Genomic DNA, 16,787 nt, shown 5'->3' with positions numbered 1-16,787 from the left:
GCCTTATTAAACTAGTATTATCATATTATTAAATTTGCGCTCTTTTTTGCTATGAAAACGTACAAAACTAACTACTATGCAGTTGTCCTTTACCGGTTTACAACGGTAATGTTCCTGTTTTTCCTGTGCAGACTGTTTTTTTTCTGGATTAACAGATCAATGTTTCCTCACCTGGGGTGGGAAGATTGGTTTAATATTTTAAAGGGAGGAGGCAAATTTGATATCGCCGCCCTGTTTTATTTTGGGGGGCTTCCGCTGGTAATGATGTTGCTGCCTGTGCCGGAGAAATGGCGTAACAATAAAATGTACCTGAAAATAGTAAGGCTTGTATTTTTTATTTTCATAGGTATTGCTCTGCTGCTTAACTGTATTGATTTTATCTACTACAGGTTTACTTTACGCCGCACCACATTCAGCGTCTTGCAGGAGTTTCAAAATGAAAAAAACGGCCTGAAGCTGGTTTGGGATTTTATATTTGATTTCTGGTATGTTGTATTGATTTTTGCGGGGCTCATCCTGTCAATGATTTGGCTTTATAACAGGGTACAGGCCAGGTTCAACAGCTCTTCATCCAAACTTAGATATTACATCACGGGTACGGGCATACTCGTATTAACAGTAGTACTTGCTATAGGTGGAATACGTGGTGATTTTAAACATAGCACAAGGCCTATCACCATCAGCAACGCAGGCGATTATGTGAAAAGTCCCAATGAAATTTACCTGGTATTAAATACTCCGTTCACATTTATCCGAACCATGAGTGTGAAAGGGCTGAAAAAAATGGAGTATTACAAAGAGTATGCGCTGGAAGCTATTTACACGCCGGTTCACACGCCTGATCCGGCTAATCACTTTCAAAAAAAGAATGTGGTTTTAATATTACTCGAAAGTTTTGGTAAAGAGGCCGTTGGTTTTTATAATAAGGATTTGGATAATGGAACCTATAAAGGTTATACGCCGTTTCTGGATTCACTGGCCGGGCAAAGCAAAGTGTTCTGGAATTCGTTTGCAAATGGCCGTAAATCGATAGATGCGATACCATCCTGCATCGCCTCTATCCCAAGCGGATTCAATCCGTTTGTACTGACTCCCTATGTGTCTGATACTATTGGCGGGTTAGCGCATGCCTTGAAAAATGAAGGTTACCATACCTCCTTTTTTCATGGAGCACCAAACGGGTCAATGGGGTTTGCAGCAATTATCAAATTATTGGGTATAGCGCATTATTATGGAAAAAATGAATTTAATAATGATAAAGAATATGATGGGATCTGGGGCATTTGGGATGAGCCATTCTTCCAGTTTTTTGATGAAAAGCTAAGCAGTTTTCAGCAACCTTTTTTCAGCACTATATTTTCAGTTTCATCGCATCATCCTTTTAAAGTGCCTAAACAATACGAGGGTGTTTTTGAAAAAGGAGCCTTACCCGTATTTGAGTGTATTAGTTATACAGATATGGCCCTGAGAAAATTTTTCAACCGGGCAAAAACACAGCCCTGGTTTAACAATACACTTTTTATTATAAGCGCCGACCATGCTACGGAAACCCATCACCGCGAATATCAGAACGCCTGGGGTGAATATGCCATTCCTATACTCCTGTACGCTCCGGGCGATGACAATATGAAAGGAGTAACGAATGAAATTATACAGCAAATTGATATTATGCCGACGGTGCTGGGCTATCTCAACTACAACAAACCGTTTTTGGCCTACGGCAATAATGTGTTGGACAGTACACAACAAGATCCTCATTTTGCTTACCAATACTCGGGTGGATACCGCTGGTTTCAGGGTGATTATTTATTAATGAGCGATGCCCTGAAACCTGGAAAGTTATACAACTGGAAGATTGACCGGTTTTTGCAAGCCGACCTGGCGCAACAAAAACCAGATACTTTGGCACGAATGAACAAAAGATTAAAAGCGTTTATTCAGCAATACAATAACCGGTTAATCGATAACCGATTAACTGTACGGTAGTGGCTTTAGTTTATTTCTATTTCATAAAACGGACTGGCAAAGTTGCCTTGCAGATGTCTGTTTTTTATGGAGAAAAGGAGTTTGTAGCAGCCCGGTTGATCAGGTGTCCGTAGGTTAAGGGCAATAATGCTTTTTTGCCCCGGAGCAATCGTATCCCCGTCAATTTTATAAGCTTCATCCGCGTTAACAAAATCGGACTTTGCGATAAAAAAAGCATAATCGATCTCAAGCTCATTATAAAGCGTGATTGTCCGGGCAGATTTGTTTTCAAACCTAATCTTAATTGGATAAGACGAGCCGGCCTTTAACCGGGAAGGTAATTGCAGAGGAACGATCCTTAAGGAATTGACACAGGTGAAACTTTCAATAGGACGCAGCTGCCCGGGGTTGTATTTAGTATCGATATAAGTAAAAGCCGGATCTTTTTCCCGGGTTATTTGATAATGCCATACTTTTTGGCCACTCAATTTACAATCGTTTTCCAGATTATAATTGGTTTTGCGGTAGCTCTTAGTGTTGTAATCCAGGGCTTGAGCTTCCGGATAATAATAAGTGTACAGCGATGGCAATACATAAGAGTTCTCAAAAATGACCGGAGTGTTGCCTGCGGCCTTATGCAAAGTTTCGGCCCATTGCTTTCCGTAGAAAAACGGATAATAATGCCGGATTAAGGTAAACGGAGAGTGGGGAACTAAAAAAAGCACCCTGGCCAATAGTATGATCACGATATTGGCGATAGCAAATTTGCGAAAAAGACGCTGGTACTTATTAGTGCCGTTTATAATAAGCGACATAAATAAGGTCATAAATGAAGGCGCTGCTATTAATGTCCAGTGTGCTTCTACCGTGTTTTTAAAGGAGGAGATCAAAAAGAAGATCAGAGTGCCTGCAAAAATGAATAAATGAGTTCTGAGTAATGGGTCTTTGATCTTAAGTCTGTAACAGGTTGCATAAAATAATAGTGAGATAAACGGGCCGAAAACCAAAATCTGGCCTAGCAAATAATCGGTGGTGTGGTTTATTCGGTAGTGCCTGGCGAGACGCTCATTCAAATGATAACGGAAACTAGGCCAGTCGTGCTCGTACTGCCAGTAAATATGCGGTAAAAAGAAAACTGTAGTAATCAATATGGTTAGCCAGAAATACCGGTTGATAAGCAATTTGTAATTGGAAAGTACTACGAAAAAAATGAGTAAGATACCATGATACTTGCTGTAAAACATGCCGGTGATACATAAAGCCATCAAAAGACTATTGGCAATACTTCTTTTATTCAAAAAGCTTTTATAGGTTAACAGGAATAAGGACGAAAAAAATAAAAGAGGCGCATCGGGTGTTGTGATAAAGCTATAAACGTTTACCAAAAGTGTTGATGCAGCTATCAGTATATACCATCTTATATTCTTTAAATAGTCAGGCAGGGCTTTATAAATAATGCCAATGGAGAGCGTTGTTATGAATACCGTGCCTAAGCGGGTAAACAAGCTTCCATGACCCAAAATTTCTCCCATCCGGATCAGTAAAGCCACCATAGGGGGATGGTCGAAATAACTCCAATCTATATTTTGGGACAAATGCCAGTAGTACGCTTCGTCTCCTTCCAGTCCCAGGAAATAGGCCTGCAGAGCGTTTACAATAAACCATCCTAACATAAAAAGACCTAAGGCCCGGGTTTCCTGCTTCTGACCGGACTGGATTTTAATGCCTGATGTAGTACTCATGTATTATTATTGATATTTAAGTTGTAACTGTAAAAATCTGCAATTTGCTGCTACATTTGTAAAAAAAGTATAGAATGGTTAAAAAACCCGCAGATAGTTTGATTGTGATGACAGAATTGGTATTACCGAATGATACGAATGTGTTTGGGAATTTAATGGGAGGGAGATTGATGTATTGGATGGATATTGCCGCTGCTTTGTCTGCTCAAAAACACAGCAACGCACCTGTAGTAACAGCTTCTGTTGATAATATTTCTTTTTTAAACGCTATTAAGTTGGGCAATGCCGTGCATATTGAAGCACGTGTTACCCGTGCATTTAATTCTTCGATGGAAGTGTTTTTGGATGTATGGGGGGAAGACCTGGTAACGCAACAGAAATATAGAAGTAATACAGCTTATTACACTTTTGTTGCTTTGGACGAGCACAGCAGGCCCAAAGCCGCTCAGCCTATTGAGCCTGAAACCGCGGATGACGTTGAACGTTACAACGGCGCATTGCGTCGTCGCCAGTTGAGATTAATATTAGGCGGTAAAATGAAGCCCGACGATGCTAAAGAGTTAAAGGAGCTTTTTGAAAAAGGATGATGGCTGAAAAGGAAGGTTGAATTTTAAATCGTATCTGATGAAAACATTTCGTAGCGATGTTTCAGGGAGAGAGTATCCTGTATCTCAAAAGGTGGCGGGCAGTTCTCTCAATGATAAAATTGTGGATTTGATCCGGCAGGAAAGCCCTGGTTTTACAACCCATCATTGCCTGTCGGTTACCGAGTTAAAAGCCTACAGGGAAAAGTATATTGTTCATCACCTGTCAGCCCAAACCGGGAAAGTTACTGACCTGGCAAAAAACGTTATGGAGTCAATAGCCGGGGATACGATACTGGCAGATGCGATTGAGGATGAAAATAGTTCAGGCGCTACCCTCGGACAAAGAGTTGCAGATAAGGTGGCCACATTTGGCGGAAGCTGGACCTTTATTATTTCCTTTATTGTTTTTTTACTATTATGGATTGGGCTTAACGCATTGATACTGCTGAATAAAGGATTTGATCCTTACCCTTTTATCCTTCTGAATCTTATTCTGTCCTGCCTGGCAGCGCTGCAGGCGCCGGTAATTATGATGAGCCAGAACCGGCAGGAGGAAAAAGACAGGGAAAGGGCCAAGAAAGATTATATGATCAACCTGAAGGCAGAGCTCGAAATAAAGCTGCTGCACGAAAAAATGGACCGTTTGCTGGCCCTGGAGAACAGGCTGACAGAACTATTGATCAAAACTGAAAATGATGGTAACTAGCAACTGAACGGCAGGAACCATCTTGTCCATTAAAAAAAATACTAGCTTACTTGTGTATTTATTGAGGCGGAGGTCATCGTTTAAATAACAGGTTATGAAAAGGGAAATATTGAAAACCACATTAGTTGCCGGCATATTAGATATATTTGGTGCGTTCGCCCAAAATTATGTAGCCCGTAAAACACCGCCGGATATCATATTGAGATATATCGCAAGCGGGCTCTTTGGTAAAACTGCATTTACAGGTGGGGCGCTCTATCCTTTAGTTGGATTATTATGCCATTTTCTTATTGTACTCGCTTGTGTAGTGGTTTATTTTAAATTGTTTCCCCGGATGCAATTCCTACAGAAAAATATTTTTCTGAGCGCGCTGTTGGTAGCGCTTATAGCCTGGGCAGTTACTACGCTGTTGGTTGTTCCCTTAAGTAAGATTGGGGCGTCTTCCTTTGAGCTTAGTGCTGCGCTTACAGCAATCGCGATTTTATTTTTCTGCATCGGTTTGCCCATCGCTTTTTTTACACGACAATATTTTAAGCCACCGGCTACAGACCAATACAGGCATTAAAAAAAGGTTGACAGCAACAGCCATCAACCCCCAATAATCTAAATCGCTGTATAACTAAACAGTTGCCATGAGCGCTTTTATTTTCGCTGCATGCGCATCACTTACAGGCACGACCGGGAGACGGGAGTTGGTAGTGCAAAATCCCATCTCCTGCAGGTACTGTTTTACACCAGCGGGGCTACCTTCTGCAAACAAAGAAGTGATGATGTCTGTGAACTTCAGGTGTAAAGGCAATGCTTGCGAAAATTCACCTGCGAGGCAAAGACGTATCATGTCTCCAAACTCTTTGGGATAAGCGTTAGCTACCACCGATATAACTCCTTTGGCTCCCAGTGCGATCATGGGTAGCGCAATAGGATCATCTCCGCTGATCAGCATGAACCCGGCTGGTTTATACTTCATGATATAATTGAATTGCTCAAAACTACCCGAAGCTTCTTTTGTAGCAATAATGTTTTTACAATCATTGGCAATCCGAACGGTAGTTTCAGCGCTTACGCTCTGGCCGGTACGTCCCGGTACATTATACATGATTATCGGTAAAGGTGCTACAGCGTCAATGGTTTTATAGTGCTGGTATAATCCTTCCTGACCTGGTTTATTGTAATAAGGCGCTACTGAAAGAATGGCATCGTATCCATCCAGTTTCATGGTTTGAAAAGCATGAACTACTTCTCGTGTGTCATTGCCGCCAATACCCGCTACCAGGCCAATGCGACCCGCAGCTTTTTCCTTTACGAAATCGAACAACTCCTGTTCTTCTCCACGTGTAAGGGTAGCACTTTCGCCTGTAGTACCTGCTACAACCAGGTATTCTATTTTATTTTCAATCCAGAAGTTGATCAGGTTTTCGAGTGTGGCCCAATCAAAATCGCCATTAGATGTAAAGGGAGTTACTATTGCAATACCGGTGCCGGTAAGTTTTTGTTGTAAAGACATTTTAGTCCGAAATTTGAGATGATAGGTGATAGTTGACAGATAACGGATATACATCACGTATCTAACATAACTTAATTGGTTTTATTTTTCAGTTGAAGTGCATGCTTTTAGCTTCGGCAGATAATCAGTTTAAAATGATAGCGCCAACGGGTGTAAGGATATTGTATCGCGGCTATCCCGTAAACTACTATCTTTCATCTGTTACTACACTTCTTCCCAGAAGCCCATTTTGCTGAACTTTTCTATACGGGCTTCAACACGTTTCTCAGGTTTCATATTCTTTATTTCTGCGAGACCTGCTAATATTTGCTTCTTTAAATTTTGAGCGGCCAGTTCATAGTCCCAATGTGCTCCGCCATCAGGCTCGGGTATAATACCGTCTATAAGGCCAAACTCTTTCATTTTAGTAGAAGTGAGTTTTAGTTGTTCTGCCGCTTTCATTTTATAGTCCCAGCTACGCCAGAGAATGGTGCTGCAGTTTTCGGGAGAGATAACCGTGTACCAGGTGTTTTCCATCATATACACTCTGTCGCCCACACCTATGCCTAATGCTCCGCCACTTGCGCCTTCGCCAATGATAATACATATTACCGGCACTTTCAAACGCATCATTTCGTAAATATTGCGGGCAATCGCTTCGCCTTGTCCCCGCTCTTCGGCTTCCAAACCGGGGAAAGCTCCGGGAGTATCGATCAATGTAATAACCGGTTTATTAAATTTTTCGGCCAGCTTCATCAAACGCAGGGCCTTACGGTAACCTTCAGGATTTGCCATACCAAAATTGCGTAACTGGCGCTTTTTGGTATTAGATCCTTTTTGCTGGCCAATGATCATTACTGTTTGACCATCTAAAGAAGCAAACCCGCCTACCATGGCTTTGTCGTCCTTAATGTTACGGTCGCCATATAATTCCGTATAGTTCTCCGTCATCAGCTCAATATACTTATGTGTATAAGGTCTGTCCGGGTGCCGGCTTAATTGTACACGCTGCCAATCGGTAAGATTATGAGTGATGGTCTTACGCGTTTCATCTACTTTATTTTGAAGCTGCTCTATCTGGCCGCCTAGATCGATGTCCGTTTTCTTTTCTCGCTCAGTAGTTAATTCAATTTCGTCCAATAAATCCTTTATTGGTTTTTCAAAATCAAGGAACTGCCTGTTTGCATTTTGGGGCATAATCAATGCTTTTATATGAGGCGGCTAAATTAATGATTATTTAGCAATACCGGGAGTTGTAGTGGATAACTGTAAAGGGGCGCTGTTTTAAAAGTCGTTTTTTGCGGCATGAGGAGCTGATATTTCGATAAATTGTTAGGTGGCAATGGAATGAAGACGCATTAAAGTGAAGGAAATATAGTGATGGTGGTATGGTATGAATTTTACTTTATTTTCGCGGCCCGTTGATAAAACGCAGTGCTTTTTTGCAGCAGGCCGAAGTAGCTCAGTTGGTAGAGCAGCTGATTTGTAATCAGCAGGTCGGGGGTTCGACTCCCTTCTTCGGCTCATAAAAAAGGCTGGTAAAGTGATTTACCAGCTTTTTCGTTGATGAGGAACTTTAGAATTTATCTTATTTGTCCGTTACCCTCCAGTATCCATTTTTCTGTTACGAGCTTTTCCAGGGCAAATGGCCCACGGGCATGTAGTTTTTGTGTGGAAATGCCGATCTCTGCTCCCAGGCCAAACTCTTCACCGTCCGTAAATCTTGTAGACGCATTGGTATAAACTGCGGCTGCATCTACTTCGGTAACAAAACGTTCGCAGGCTTTTTTGTTTTTGGATACAATGGCTTCTGAGTGTTTGGTGGAGTATTCGGCAATATGGTCCAAAGCCTCATCAATATCCTTAACGGTCTTTACAGCACATTTCAAAGACAGGAACTCCCTGCCGAAATCTTCCGGTTTTGCTTTGATTAAATAGGGGTAGCCTTTTAAGTTTTTATAAGATACAGCATCTGCGAAAATTTCAACCTCATACTTCTCAAAAGCTGGCTTTAATAAATAAAGGAAATCGGTGGCAATGTCTTTGTCTACCAAAATGGTATCTGCGGCATTGCAAACCGAGGGTCTGCTTACCTTGGCGTTTACCGCAATAGCTACTGCTTTTTTGAGGTCGGCGGTCTTTTCTATATATACATGACAAACGCCTGCGCCTGTTTCAATAACCGGTACCAGGCTGTTCTGACGAACAAAACTGATCAGGCCTTCAGATCCCCGCGGTATCAATACATCCAGGTATCTGGTAGCCGTAAACATTTCCTGTACTACTTCCCGTTGAGGGGGTAGCAGGCTTACCGTGTTTATATCCAGGCCAAATTCTTTTAACGCTGTTTGTATAATGCTGATAGAAACTTTGTTAGTATGCTGTGCATCGCTGCTACCCTTTAATATACAGGCATTCCGGCTACGTAAGCAAAGTGCCGCAATATCATAGGTAACATTGGGTCGGCTCTCATAAATGGCGCCTACTACTCCCAGTGATACCGCTACCTTTTTAAGCCGGATACCATTGGGTAAAGTTCTTTTAGCAAGAACGGTTCCTGTAGGATCGGGGAGTAGCGCAATGTTTTTAATAGCATTGGCAATATTTTTAAGCCGCTCGCTGTTGAGCATTAAGCGGTCGTTCTTAGGATCGTTCGGTTCTTTTGCCGCCAGGTCTTTTTTATTGGCTTTTAAGATAGCCGCTTCATTTTTGAGAATACCATGGGCAATGGCTTGCAATAAGCCTTTTAATTGCTTTTCCGGCAGTTTTTGTAAAGCTATTTTAGCTTTATTGGTTTTGATGAGCGTTGTTTGTATTGACATGTTGATGGTTCTTATATGGTATGTACCTTTTGCGAAAGTAGGATTGATTAGTTTGTTTAATTCTCCAGTATATTTACTGGGGCTACAAAGATTGAGCAGTGTTCTGTTTAATTGGCTAATGCTCTTCCCTCTTATATAGTTTTTCGAAGTATTTACTTCGTTTCAATATCGGCTGCCGAAGGCCGGTCTGGCAAATTATTATACGGTATTTTGGGGGTGAAGTTGCTCATTTTGATAAGAGTAATTTTTTACACTCGTTTTTACAACGAGTGTAAATTTATGCATTTTTAGCCCTCTTTTTTTTGCTTCGTTTTTGTTATTTTTTTTAATATTAAACCAACACTATATCGTTAGCATGTGCAGCTACAACATTTTTTTCCTTTAGTTGTTTCTTTAATTCAGCGCTGCTTAATTTGGTTTTGGCAATGCCAATAATGATATCATCCTCACCCATTAATTGCACCACTTCACCAATCGCAAAACTCCCTTCAATGCCTGTAATTCCCACTGTTAATAAACTCTTTCTTTCTGCTACAGCTTTTGCCGCTCCTTTATCGAGCTTGACGTTACCCAAAGTGATGGATCCGCTGGCCAGCCATTTCTGCCTGTTTTTTAAATTGGATTTTTGCGCATGAAACCAGCTGCCTGTTTTTTTATTTAAAGCATCTGTAATAGGAGACGCAGATTTTAGTCCGCACATGATTACATGGATACCTAAATTGGTGGCCAACCTGGTGAAGGTTAATTTTGATAGCATCCCACCCAAACCAAATTCAGATTTTTCTCCCTTTTTTACCAACCCCAGAACATCTTTGTCTATGGCTTTTATTTCAGGGATGATCTTTTTTTCTCCATTTAAGAAACCACCCACAGAGGTACATAGTACTAATGTTTCGGCATCAAAAGCAATCGCCAGTAAGGTGGCTAATTCATCGTTGTCGGAAAATTTCAGTTCGAGGTCGCTGATGACATCGTTTTCATTCACAACAGGAATAACATTGTGCGACCAGAATGTATTAAAGGTGTCGCGCAACTGTAAAAACTGCTTCCGGTTACTGAAATGTGATCGCTCACACAAAGCCTGAGCTACGGTAAGCCCGCTCCTTTGGAAATAGCTTCTGTATAGTTGAATCAGTATGGGATTGCCTATGGCGGCTGCTACCTTACGTTGAAGCAGGGTGCCCTTATAGCCCGAAAGATATTTTTTACCGCTACTAACGGCTCCGCTACTCACCAAAACGATCTTGTAGTTGGTATGGAGGTTACCTATGTCGGTTACGATCTTCTTAATAACAGCTTTATTAATATTGCCGTTCGCGTTGGTGATAACTGCAGAACCCAACTTTATCACTAAAACCTTTTGCCTCATAAAATTAAAATGTATGCAAATTTAGTATACTACATCAAAATTGCAGGAATATCAAGTAAGTACAGGACAGAAAACCTGCCGGGAATGGTATTACTGGATTAATTTTTCCAGCACATAATAGGTAATAGGGCAAAACTCGCTGTTTTTTAAGGTCAGGGCCTGGCGTTTGATCAGCACATCCTCGTCGGTATACGGAAAACGGGCACAATCGGAGGGGCGCTGTTCGTATATATTGCAGGTATTGTCTGCGGCAAGGAAAGGGCAGGGGGACGATTTTACTACAAAATCACCATCTTCATCCACACGGAGATAAGTATCTATAAAAGCGCTTTCTTTCATGCCCAGATGTTTTGAAATGCGCTTTACATCCGGTGTTTTAAAGCGGGGGGAATAATTTTTACAACAGTTGGCGCAGCTAAGGCAATCTACCTGTTCAAAAGCTTCTTCATGAAGGGCTGGTAAAGATTTCAACACTTTATTTTTGTCGGTCCTTTTCAGAAACTGTTGGTACTGTTTACGATGTTCTTTAGATCTTTTTTCCCAGTTCTGAAGTATATCTTTTGCCATTATTGATTGCTTTGTTCCAGCTCTTCCTGTTGTCTCATCTGCTCGCTGGTTTGACGGCTGCCATTATGGCTCCATCCGGGTGGTCCAAAAAGATAACCTAACTTTTGTTTGAAAGTCAGGTTTTTTTGTTTCAGATCTTTAAAGATATTGATCCATTCGTAAAATACAATGGTAAATGCATTTTCTTTCTCCATAGGAGTGGTAAGGCCATATTTGATGGGTTGATATGATGCTGCAGGCAGCTCTTTTTGGAAGGTTCCAAAAATTTTGTCCCAAATGATCAGGAACATACCCATATTTTTATCGAGGTATTTGGGATTAGAGCCATGATGCACGCGGTGATGTGATGGCGTAACAAAAATATATTCCAATATCCCCAGGTTGCCCACTTTTTCGGTATGTATTAAAATTCCCCAGATCTGGGTAGCAGAGTATATAAAAGCAATATCTATCGGATGAAAGCCCAGCCATGCGATAGGAATGAAGTAGACAAAGCGGTACAGGGGCTCTAAAACTGATGACCTGAATCCTACGGTAAGGTTGAATTTGGGAGACGAGTGATGGGTGAAATGGGTTGCCCAGAATAAACGGCATTCATGATCTACCCGGTGCAGCCAGTAATACATGAAGTCCTGGAACACTAATAACGTAAGCCAGTACAGCCATGGTGCTTCAATAGGCGCCACTAGCCGGTGGTTATAAAAAAACAGCAATACGACGCCTATGTACACAGAACGAAAGGCCAGATCCAGTCCGCCATTTAATAGCATCAGGTAGATATTCTGAACGGTATCCTTAAAAGAATAGGTATTCTGTTTTCTTAAGTGACTAAAAATCAGTTCTATACCAATTACAACCATATATAAGGGCGTCGTCAGTAAAATTAACAGTTGTTCTTTGGCTGTGTCCATAATGGGCGCAAAGATAAATAAGTTTATATTTTGGTATTCAGGCTAATCTGCTAACGGTTACATTAATACAAAACAAAATACTTATGCACATGTTATGTGTATTATGGCAGATGGTCAATCGTATGCACAAAAACAGCTGATAAATTACCATTACCTTTGCACATCCTCCGAAGGAGCCTCCAAGGGAGTTCTGCTGATCTTCGGTCAAAAATTTTAATTTCTACCACACTATGAGTATTTTAGAACTCCAGTCAAAAGAGTTTGCAAAAAGGCATATCGGGCCTAATGAAGCTGAAACCCAAAAGATGTTGCAGGAGACGGGGTTTAGCAATTTGGATGGCTTAATTGAGAAGACTGTACCTTCCGGTATCCGGATGAAAACTGCGCTTCGGATTCCAAGGGCCATGAGTGAGCATGAGTATTTGAGGCATATCAAGAACGTGTCTCTTAAAAACAAGATTTTCAAGAACTATATCGGGCAGGGATATTACGGTACCATTACACCCTCGGTTATTTTGCGTAATATTTTTGAAAACCCGGGCTGGTACACGCAGTATACTCCCTATCAGGCAGAGATTTCTCAGGGCAGATTGGAAAGTCTTTTAAACTACCAGACTTTAGTAAGCGACCTGACGGGATTACCGCTGGCCAACGCTTCTCTCCTGGATGAAGCAACAGCCGCTGCGGAAGCTATGGCCATGTTCTTTAACCTAAAAAACAGGCAGGACCATATTGAGAGGCCCCGTTTCTTTTTAGATGCGGCAACTTTTCCCCAAACGAAAGATGTAATTCATACAAGAGCTATTCCTTTTGGTATTGAAGTGATAGAGGGAGATTATAAATCGGTAACGATCGATGAAACTTATTTTGGCGCACTGGTACAGTATCCCAATAACGTAGGTAGCATTGAGGATTACAGCAGTTTTATCAGTGCTGTTCAGCATATTGGCGGGCATGTTGTGATGGCAACAGATCTGCTGGCGCTTACTGTTTTAGCCGCTCCGGGGGAGTTAGGCGCAGACGTAGCTATCGGCTCCGCCCAAAGATTGGGTGTACCCCTGGGTTATGGGGGGCCGCATGCAGCTTTTATGGCGGCAAAAGATGATTTTAAGAGGGTAATGCCCGGCCGCATCATTGGTGTTAGCGTGGATGCTCAGGGTAACAGAGCGCTGAGAATGGCTTTGCAAACCCGCGAACAACATATAAAAAGAGAAAAAGCTACTTCAAATATCTGTACTGCGCAGGCATTGCTGGCCAATATGGCTGCCATGTATGCCGTTTATCATGGTCCGGCAGGACTGAAAGCAATTGCTGAAAGAATTGCGATATATGCGCAAACGGTGGCCGCAGAAATAGAGGCGCGCGGTTTTGAGCTGGTTAGCGAATATTTCTTTGATACTATTGTGGTAAAAGCTTCAGATATAGCAGCTATAAGGCAAAAAGCCGAAGCTCAGAAGATCAACTTCAGATATATTGGTGATAACCTGGTAGGTATTTCAATTGATGAAACAATTATTGTGGAGGATCTGTTTGATATCATTAACTGCTTTGAAAATGATACAGATCCCGTTGCTTTTGATATTAATGCCGATTCAGGCACCTATCGTCTTCCAGAAGCATTGATCAGGAAGTCGTCCTACCTGACTCATGCTGTTTTTAACACACATCACAGCGAAAGCCAGATGATGCGTTATATCAAATACCTGGAAAACAAAGACCTGTCTTTAAATACCTCGATGATATCCCTGGGAAGCTGTACCATGAAATTGAATGCGGCAACCCAAATGATGCCTTTAAGCTGGTCGCATTGGGCCAGTATTCATCCTTTTGTCCCTGTGGATCAGGCGGGTGGATATAGGGAGTTGGTTGATAACCTGAGTAAATATTTATGTGAGATTACGGCCTTTGATGCCTGTAGCCTTCAGCCCAACAGTGGAGCGCAGGGCGAATATGCCGGTCTGCTTACTATAAAGGCATATCATGAAGCACAGGGCAATCCGCATAGAAATGTGATGTTGATCCCTATATCTGCACATGGTACTAACCCTGCATCTGCGGTTATGGCTGGTATGAAAGTGGTGGTGGTAAAAGCTTTGGAGAATGGTTATATTGATGTTGAAGATCTGAAGGCAAAAGCCGCGCAGCATTCGGAGCATCTCGCAGGTATCATGATCACTTATCCGAGCACCTACGGGGTTTATGAAGAAACAGTTAAAGAGATTAACCAGATTGTACATGATCATGGTGGCCAGGTATATATGGACGGGGCCAATATGAATGCCCAGGTGGGCTTAACGGCCCCGGGCCTGATTGGAGCCGATGTTTGTCACCTGAACCTGCACAAAACATTTGCTATCCCGCACGGTGGTGGTGGCCCGGGCATGGGGCCTATTTGTGTGAAAGCGCATTTGGCCCAGTATTTACCCGGTCACGTTTTCCTGGGGGACAATGGTTTGCAACATGCAGTTTCGGCAGCTCCGTACGGATCCGCATCTATCCTGCTGATCTCGTATGCCTATATAATGATGCTGGGGGGAGATGGTGTTAAATCGGCTACCGAATATGCCATATTAAACGCTAATTATATGCGCTCGAGATTGGGCAAGCATTATGATATTTTATACACTAACGATAACGGGCTTTGTGCGCATGAATTCATAGTAGACCTGAGACCCTTTAAAAAGACAGCACAGATAGAAGCTGAAGATGTGGCTAAACGCCTGATGGATTATGGTTTTCATGCACCTACTATGAGTTTTCCTGTGCCGGGCACTATTATGATCGAGCCTACAGAAAGTGAGGATAAAGCGGAGTTAGACCGTTTTTGTGATGCGCTAATCAGCATAAGAGAAGAAATTAGAGCGATAGAAGAGGGAAGGGCTGATGTAAAAGATAATGCTTTAAAAAATGCACCTCATACGCAGCAGGTGGTAACTGCTAATGAGTGGAACCATAGTTACAGTCGCCAGGTTGCAGCATTTCCAATTCACTATGTAACGCTTAATAAATTCTGGCCATCTGTAGCCAGGGTGAATAATACAGTAGGGGACAGAAACCTTATTTGTACCTGCGAGCCGACAGAGATGTATGCGGAAGCTTAGCTAAAAAGCATTTAAGCCAAAAGCCAGGTTGGAAACGAATCTAACCTGGCTTTCCTGTATCATGTAAAGACAATTGTTTGTTACTTTTTTCGTTCTATGGAAATAATGAAGGCTTTATTAGCCTCGTTGAAGAAAAAGTTTACAATATCAGCTGTAGAGGTCTTGAATTCTAATGCCGCCCCCGAAGAAGTATTGTATTGTAAATAATTATACAGATCTTCTTTGGTTTGACTGCTGCTGTTCACACCTCCATCGGCATCAATTGCATAGAATTTTGACAGCGGGTACTTCGAGCTCAGTAAATTGTCAAAATAGTGGAAAGTGTTCTTGTAGGTACCGTGGGTGCCAATAGTGGCGTTGATCTCTATTTTTGTGATGATGTCGTTTTCTTCGGACAATACACAAATAAAATTCGGATTGGGAGACTCCTTGTCCAATACGGGTACTGTGGCTTTTTTATAGCCCATGGAATCTATAATAACAATATTAGTGTTTGCAAATGCAGACTGAAGCGTGTAATACTTCTTGCCGATAAATCCTACCAATTGATCAATATCCAGTTTAAGAGGCTCTTTTTGTTCGTGAGTTATGTCTGTTTTGCCACACGAAGCCAGCATTACAATTACTGTAACAAGTGATAGCAAATTTTTCATCTGGTTTTGTTTGGATGTATAAGAAAGTTAATTTGAGATTGCTAAGCAAATGTAACAATACAAAAGCTTTTAAGCTCAATTTAACATATCAAATTTTGCTCCAAATCACTATTTTGAGGCTTTTAACTTTTTATTGGCTGAAAAAAAATAAAAATTTTTTCCTTTCAGATTTTATTTTATTAAGATGATTTTAAATGAATTAAAAAATACAGTGATTTTAATGTGTTTTTATTAGAAGAAAATCAAAAAGCGGCATAATTTTCGCTAATGTACAACTTTCTAAACCTGCTCATAAGGGAGTACCATTAATGACAACTGAAGGGTTAACAAACTCAGATTTATCGGAAGCAGCCGCTGTGATGCGCTGTGACATGGCAATCATAAAGACTATCGTTGAAGTAGAAGGTCGCCACAGTGGTTTTTTATCAACTTACGAACCTTTGCTTTGGTTTCATAAGGATGTTTTTTCGCGCCGGACTCAGGGAGTATATGACAGGATCGCGCCGGATATCTCAAATCCGGAACCGGGTGAATTCGGGCCTGTATCGATTCAACATGACCGACTGCACAAAGCAGCCTGGCTGGACCGGAACGCAGCACTGATGTCTGCCAGCTGGGGCAAATTTCAGCTGATGGGATATAATTATGCGCTGGCGGGATATTACTCATTACAGGATTTTGTCAGCGCTATGTATAAAAGCGAGGGAGAACACCTGTTGGCCTTTATTCAGTACCTTACCAATCTTTCGCTTGACGAAGATCTGCGAAACAAAGACTGGGAGACATTTGCTTTTAAATATAAAAATCTTCAAGACAGGGCGGCGTATACTCGCGAGCTTACATTAGTTTATCAGAAATATGCCGACACCGGGGCTTGAACT

The 16,787-nt window shown here is 41.7% G+C and carries 14 protein-coding genes and 1 tRNA gene; 7 read left to right on the top strand and 8 right to left on the bottom strand.

Annotated elements, in window-relative coordinates:
* Positions 1–159 precede the first annotated feature (159 nt).
* The gene (locus U0035_RS07330; RefSeq protein ID WP_245957600.1) at positions 160–1,986 is read left to right on the top strand and encodes an LTA synthase family protein; all 1,827 of its coding nucleotides are present in this window, start codon (positions 160–162) and stop codon (positions 1,984–1,986) included.
* 5 nt (positions 1,987–1,991) lie between these two features.
* On the opposite strand, the gene U0035_RS07325 is transcribed toward U0035_RS07330, so the two are convergent.
* The gene (locus U0035_RS07325) at positions 1,992–3,707 is read right to left on the bottom strand and encodes an ArnT family glycosyltransferase (protein WP_114789352.1); all 1,716 of its coding nucleotides are present in this window, start codon (positions 3,705–3,707) and stop codon (positions 1,992–1,994) included.
* Between the two features lie 74 nt (positions 3,708–3,781).
* Between U0035_RS07325 and U0035_RS07320 the strand changes: the two genes are divergently transcribed.
* The 3 genes from U0035_RS07320 to U0035_RS07310 all read left to right on the top strand — a co-directional run bounded on the left by U0035_RS07320 (position 3,782) and on the right by U0035_RS07310 (position 5,565).
* The gene (locus tag U0035_RS07320) at positions 3,782–4,294 is read left to right on the top strand and encodes an acyl-CoA thioesterase (protein WP_114789351.1); all 513 of its coding nucleotides are present in this window, start codon (positions 3,782–3,784) and stop codon (positions 4,292–4,294) included.
* Positions 4,295–4,331: 37 nt separating this feature from the next.
* Positions 4,332–5,000: a DUF1003 domain-containing protein gene (locus U0035_RS07315; protein WP_114789350.1), complete on the top strand. Its 669-nt coding sequence runs from the start codon at positions 4,332–4,334 to the stop codon at positions 4,998–5,000.
* Positions 5,001–5,094: 94 nt separating this feature from the next.
* Positions 5,095–5,565, top strand: coding sequence for a hypothetical protein (locus U0035_RS07310; RefSeq protein ID WP_114789349.1), 471 nt, complete (start codon positions 5,095–5,097; stop codon positions 5,563–5,565).
* A gap of 54 nt (positions 5,566–5,619) precedes the next feature.
* Here U0035_RS07310 and dapA read toward each other — a convergent pair whose 3' ends face one another.
* Positions 5,620–6,504, bottom strand: coding sequence for a 4-hydroxy-tetrahydrodipicolinate synthase (gene dapA, locus U0035_RS07305; protein ID WP_114789348.1), 885 nt, complete (start codon positions 6,502–6,504; stop codon positions 5,620–5,622).
* 204 nt (positions 6,505–6,708) lie between these two features.
* Entirely contained in the window at positions 6,709–7,680 is a 972-nt protein-coding gene (locus U0035_RS07300; RefSeq protein ID WP_114789347.1) for an acetyl-CoA carboxylase carboxyltransferase subunit alpha, read from the bottom strand.
* Between the two features lie 254 nt (positions 7,681–7,934).
* On the opposite strand from U0035_RS07300, the gene U0035_RS07295 reads away from it, so the two are divergent.
* Positions 7,935–8,007 (top strand) — tRNA-Thr (locus U0035_RS07295).
* 59 nt (positions 8,008–8,066) lie between these two features.
* Here the strand turns inward: U0035_RS07295 and U0035_RS07290 are convergent.
* The 4 genes from U0035_RS07290 to U0035_RS07275 form a co-directional block, all read right to left on the bottom strand.
* Positions 8,067–9,305, bottom strand: a complete 1,239-nt coding sequence (locus tag U0035_RS07290) for a glutamate-5-semialdehyde dehydrogenase (protein WP_114789346.1) — start codon at positions 9,303–9,305, stop codon at positions 8,067–8,069.
* Positions 9,306–9,636: 331 nt separating this feature from the next.
* The gene (gene proB, locus U0035_RS07285) at positions 9,637–10,674 is read right to left on the bottom strand and encodes a glutamate 5-kinase (RefSeq protein ID WP_114789345.1); all 1,038 of its coding nucleotides are present in this window, start codon (positions 10,672–10,674) and stop codon (positions 9,637–9,639) included.
* A 90-nt stretch (positions 10,675–10,764) separates the two neighbouring features.
* Entirely contained in the window at positions 10,765–11,241 is a 477-nt protein-coding gene (locus U0035_RS07280) for a YkgJ family cysteine cluster protein (RefSeq protein ID WP_114789344.1), read from the bottom strand.
* Entirely contained in the window at positions 11,241–12,152 is a 912-nt protein-coding gene (locus U0035_RS07275) for a sterol desaturase family protein (protein ID WP_114789343.1), read from the bottom strand. Before U0035_RS07275 ends, U0035_RS07280 begins: the two co-directional genes overlap by 1 nt.
* 230 nt (positions 12,153–12,382) lie before the next feature.
* Here U0035_RS07275 and gcvP point away from each other — a divergent pair, with 230 nt between their 5' ends.
* Positions 12,383–15,253 carry an aminomethyl-transferring glycine dehydrogenase gene (gene gcvP / locus U0035_RS07270; protein WP_114789342.1) on the top strand — a complete coding sequence of 957 codons (2,871 nt, stop codon included), beginning with the start codon at positions 12,383–12,385 and terminating at the stop codon, positions 15,251–15,253.
* An 80-nt stretch (positions 15,254–15,333) separates the two neighbouring features.
* Here the strand turns inward: gcvP and U0035_RS07265 are convergent, their stop codons facing one another.
* Positions 15,334–15,906: a hypothetical protein gene (locus U0035_RS07265; protein WP_114789341.1), complete on the bottom strand. Its 573-nt coding sequence runs from the start codon at positions 15,904–15,906 to the stop codon at positions 15,334–15,336.
* A 371-nt stretch (positions 15,907–16,277) separates the two neighbouring features.
* On the opposite strand from U0035_RS07265, the gene U0035_RS07260 reads away from it, so the two are divergent.
* Complete coding sequence (locus tag U0035_RS07260; protein WP_162817755.1) at positions 16,278–16,784, top strand: N-acetylmuramidase domain-containing protein; 507 nt, start codon at positions 16,278–16,280, stop codon at positions 16,782–16,784.
* Positions 16,785–16,787: the final 3 nt, after the last annotated feature.

This window comes from Niabella yanshanensis (assembly GCF_034424215.1).
Lineage (GTDB): Bacteria > Bacteroidota > Bacteroidia > Chitinophagales > Chitinophagaceae > Niabella > Niabella yanshanensis.
This window is presented reverse-complemented; position numbering and strand designations above follow the sequence as displayed.

What these genes read in the sequence shown, in the direction of transcription:
- U0035_RS07330 (WP_245957600.1), top strand. Translation starts at nt 160, where the DNA reads ATGTTTCCTCACCTGGGGTGGGAAGATTGGTTTAATATTTTAAAGGGA.
- U0035_RS07325 (WP_114789352.1), bottom strand. Translation starts at nt 3,707, where the DNA reads ATGAGTACTACATCAGGCATTAAAATCCAGTCCGGTCAGAAGCAGGAA.
- U0035_RS07320 (WP_114789351.1), top strand. Translation starts at nt 3,782, where the DNA reads ATGGTTAAAAAACCCGCAGATAGTTTGATTGTGATGACAGAATTGGTA.
- U0035_RS07315 (WP_114789350.1), top strand. Translation starts at nt 4,332, where the DNA reads ATGAAAACATTTCGTAGCGATGTTTCAGGGAGAGAGTATCCTGTATCT.
- U0035_RS07310 (WP_114789349.1), top strand. Translation starts at nt 5,095, where the DNA reads ATGAAAAGGGAAATATTGAAAACCACATTAGTTGCCGGCATATTAGAT.
- dapA (WP_114789348.1), bottom strand. Translation starts at nt 6,504, where the DNA reads ATGTCTTTACAACAAAAACTTACCGGCACCGGTATTGCAATAGTAACT.
- U0035_RS07300 (WP_114789347.1), bottom strand. Translation starts at nt 7,680, where the DNA reads ATGCCCCAAAATGCAAACAGGCAGTTCCTTGATTTTGAAAAACCAATA.
- U0035_RS07290 (WP_114789346.1), bottom strand. Translation starts at nt 9,305, where the DNA reads ATGTCAATACAAACAACGCTCATCAAAACCAATAAAGCTAAAATAGCT.
- proB (WP_114789345.1), bottom strand. Translation starts at nt 10,674, where the DNA reads ATGAGGCAAAAGGTTTTAGTGATAAAGTTGGGTTCTGCAGTTATCACC.
- U0035_RS07280 (WP_114789344.1), bottom strand. Translation starts at nt 11,241, where the DNA reads ATGGCAAAAGATATACTTCAGAACTGGGAAAAAAGATCTAAAGAACAT.
- U0035_RS07275 (WP_114789343.1), bottom strand. Translation starts at nt 12,152, where the DNA reads ATGGACACAGCCAAAGAACAACTGTTAATTTTACTGACGACGCCCTTA.
- gcvP (WP_114789342.1), top strand. Translation starts at nt 12,383, where the DNA reads ATGAGTATTTTAGAACTCCAGTCAAAAGAGTTTGCAAAAAGGCATATC.
- U0035_RS07265 (WP_114789341.1), bottom strand. Translation starts at nt 15,906, where the DNA reads ATGAAAAATTTGCTATCACTTGTTACAGTAATTGTAATGCTGGCTTCG.
- U0035_RS07260 (WP_162817755.1), top strand. Translation starts at nt 16,278, where the DNA reads ATGGCAATCATAAAGACTATCGTTGAAGTAGAAGGTCGCCACAGTGGT.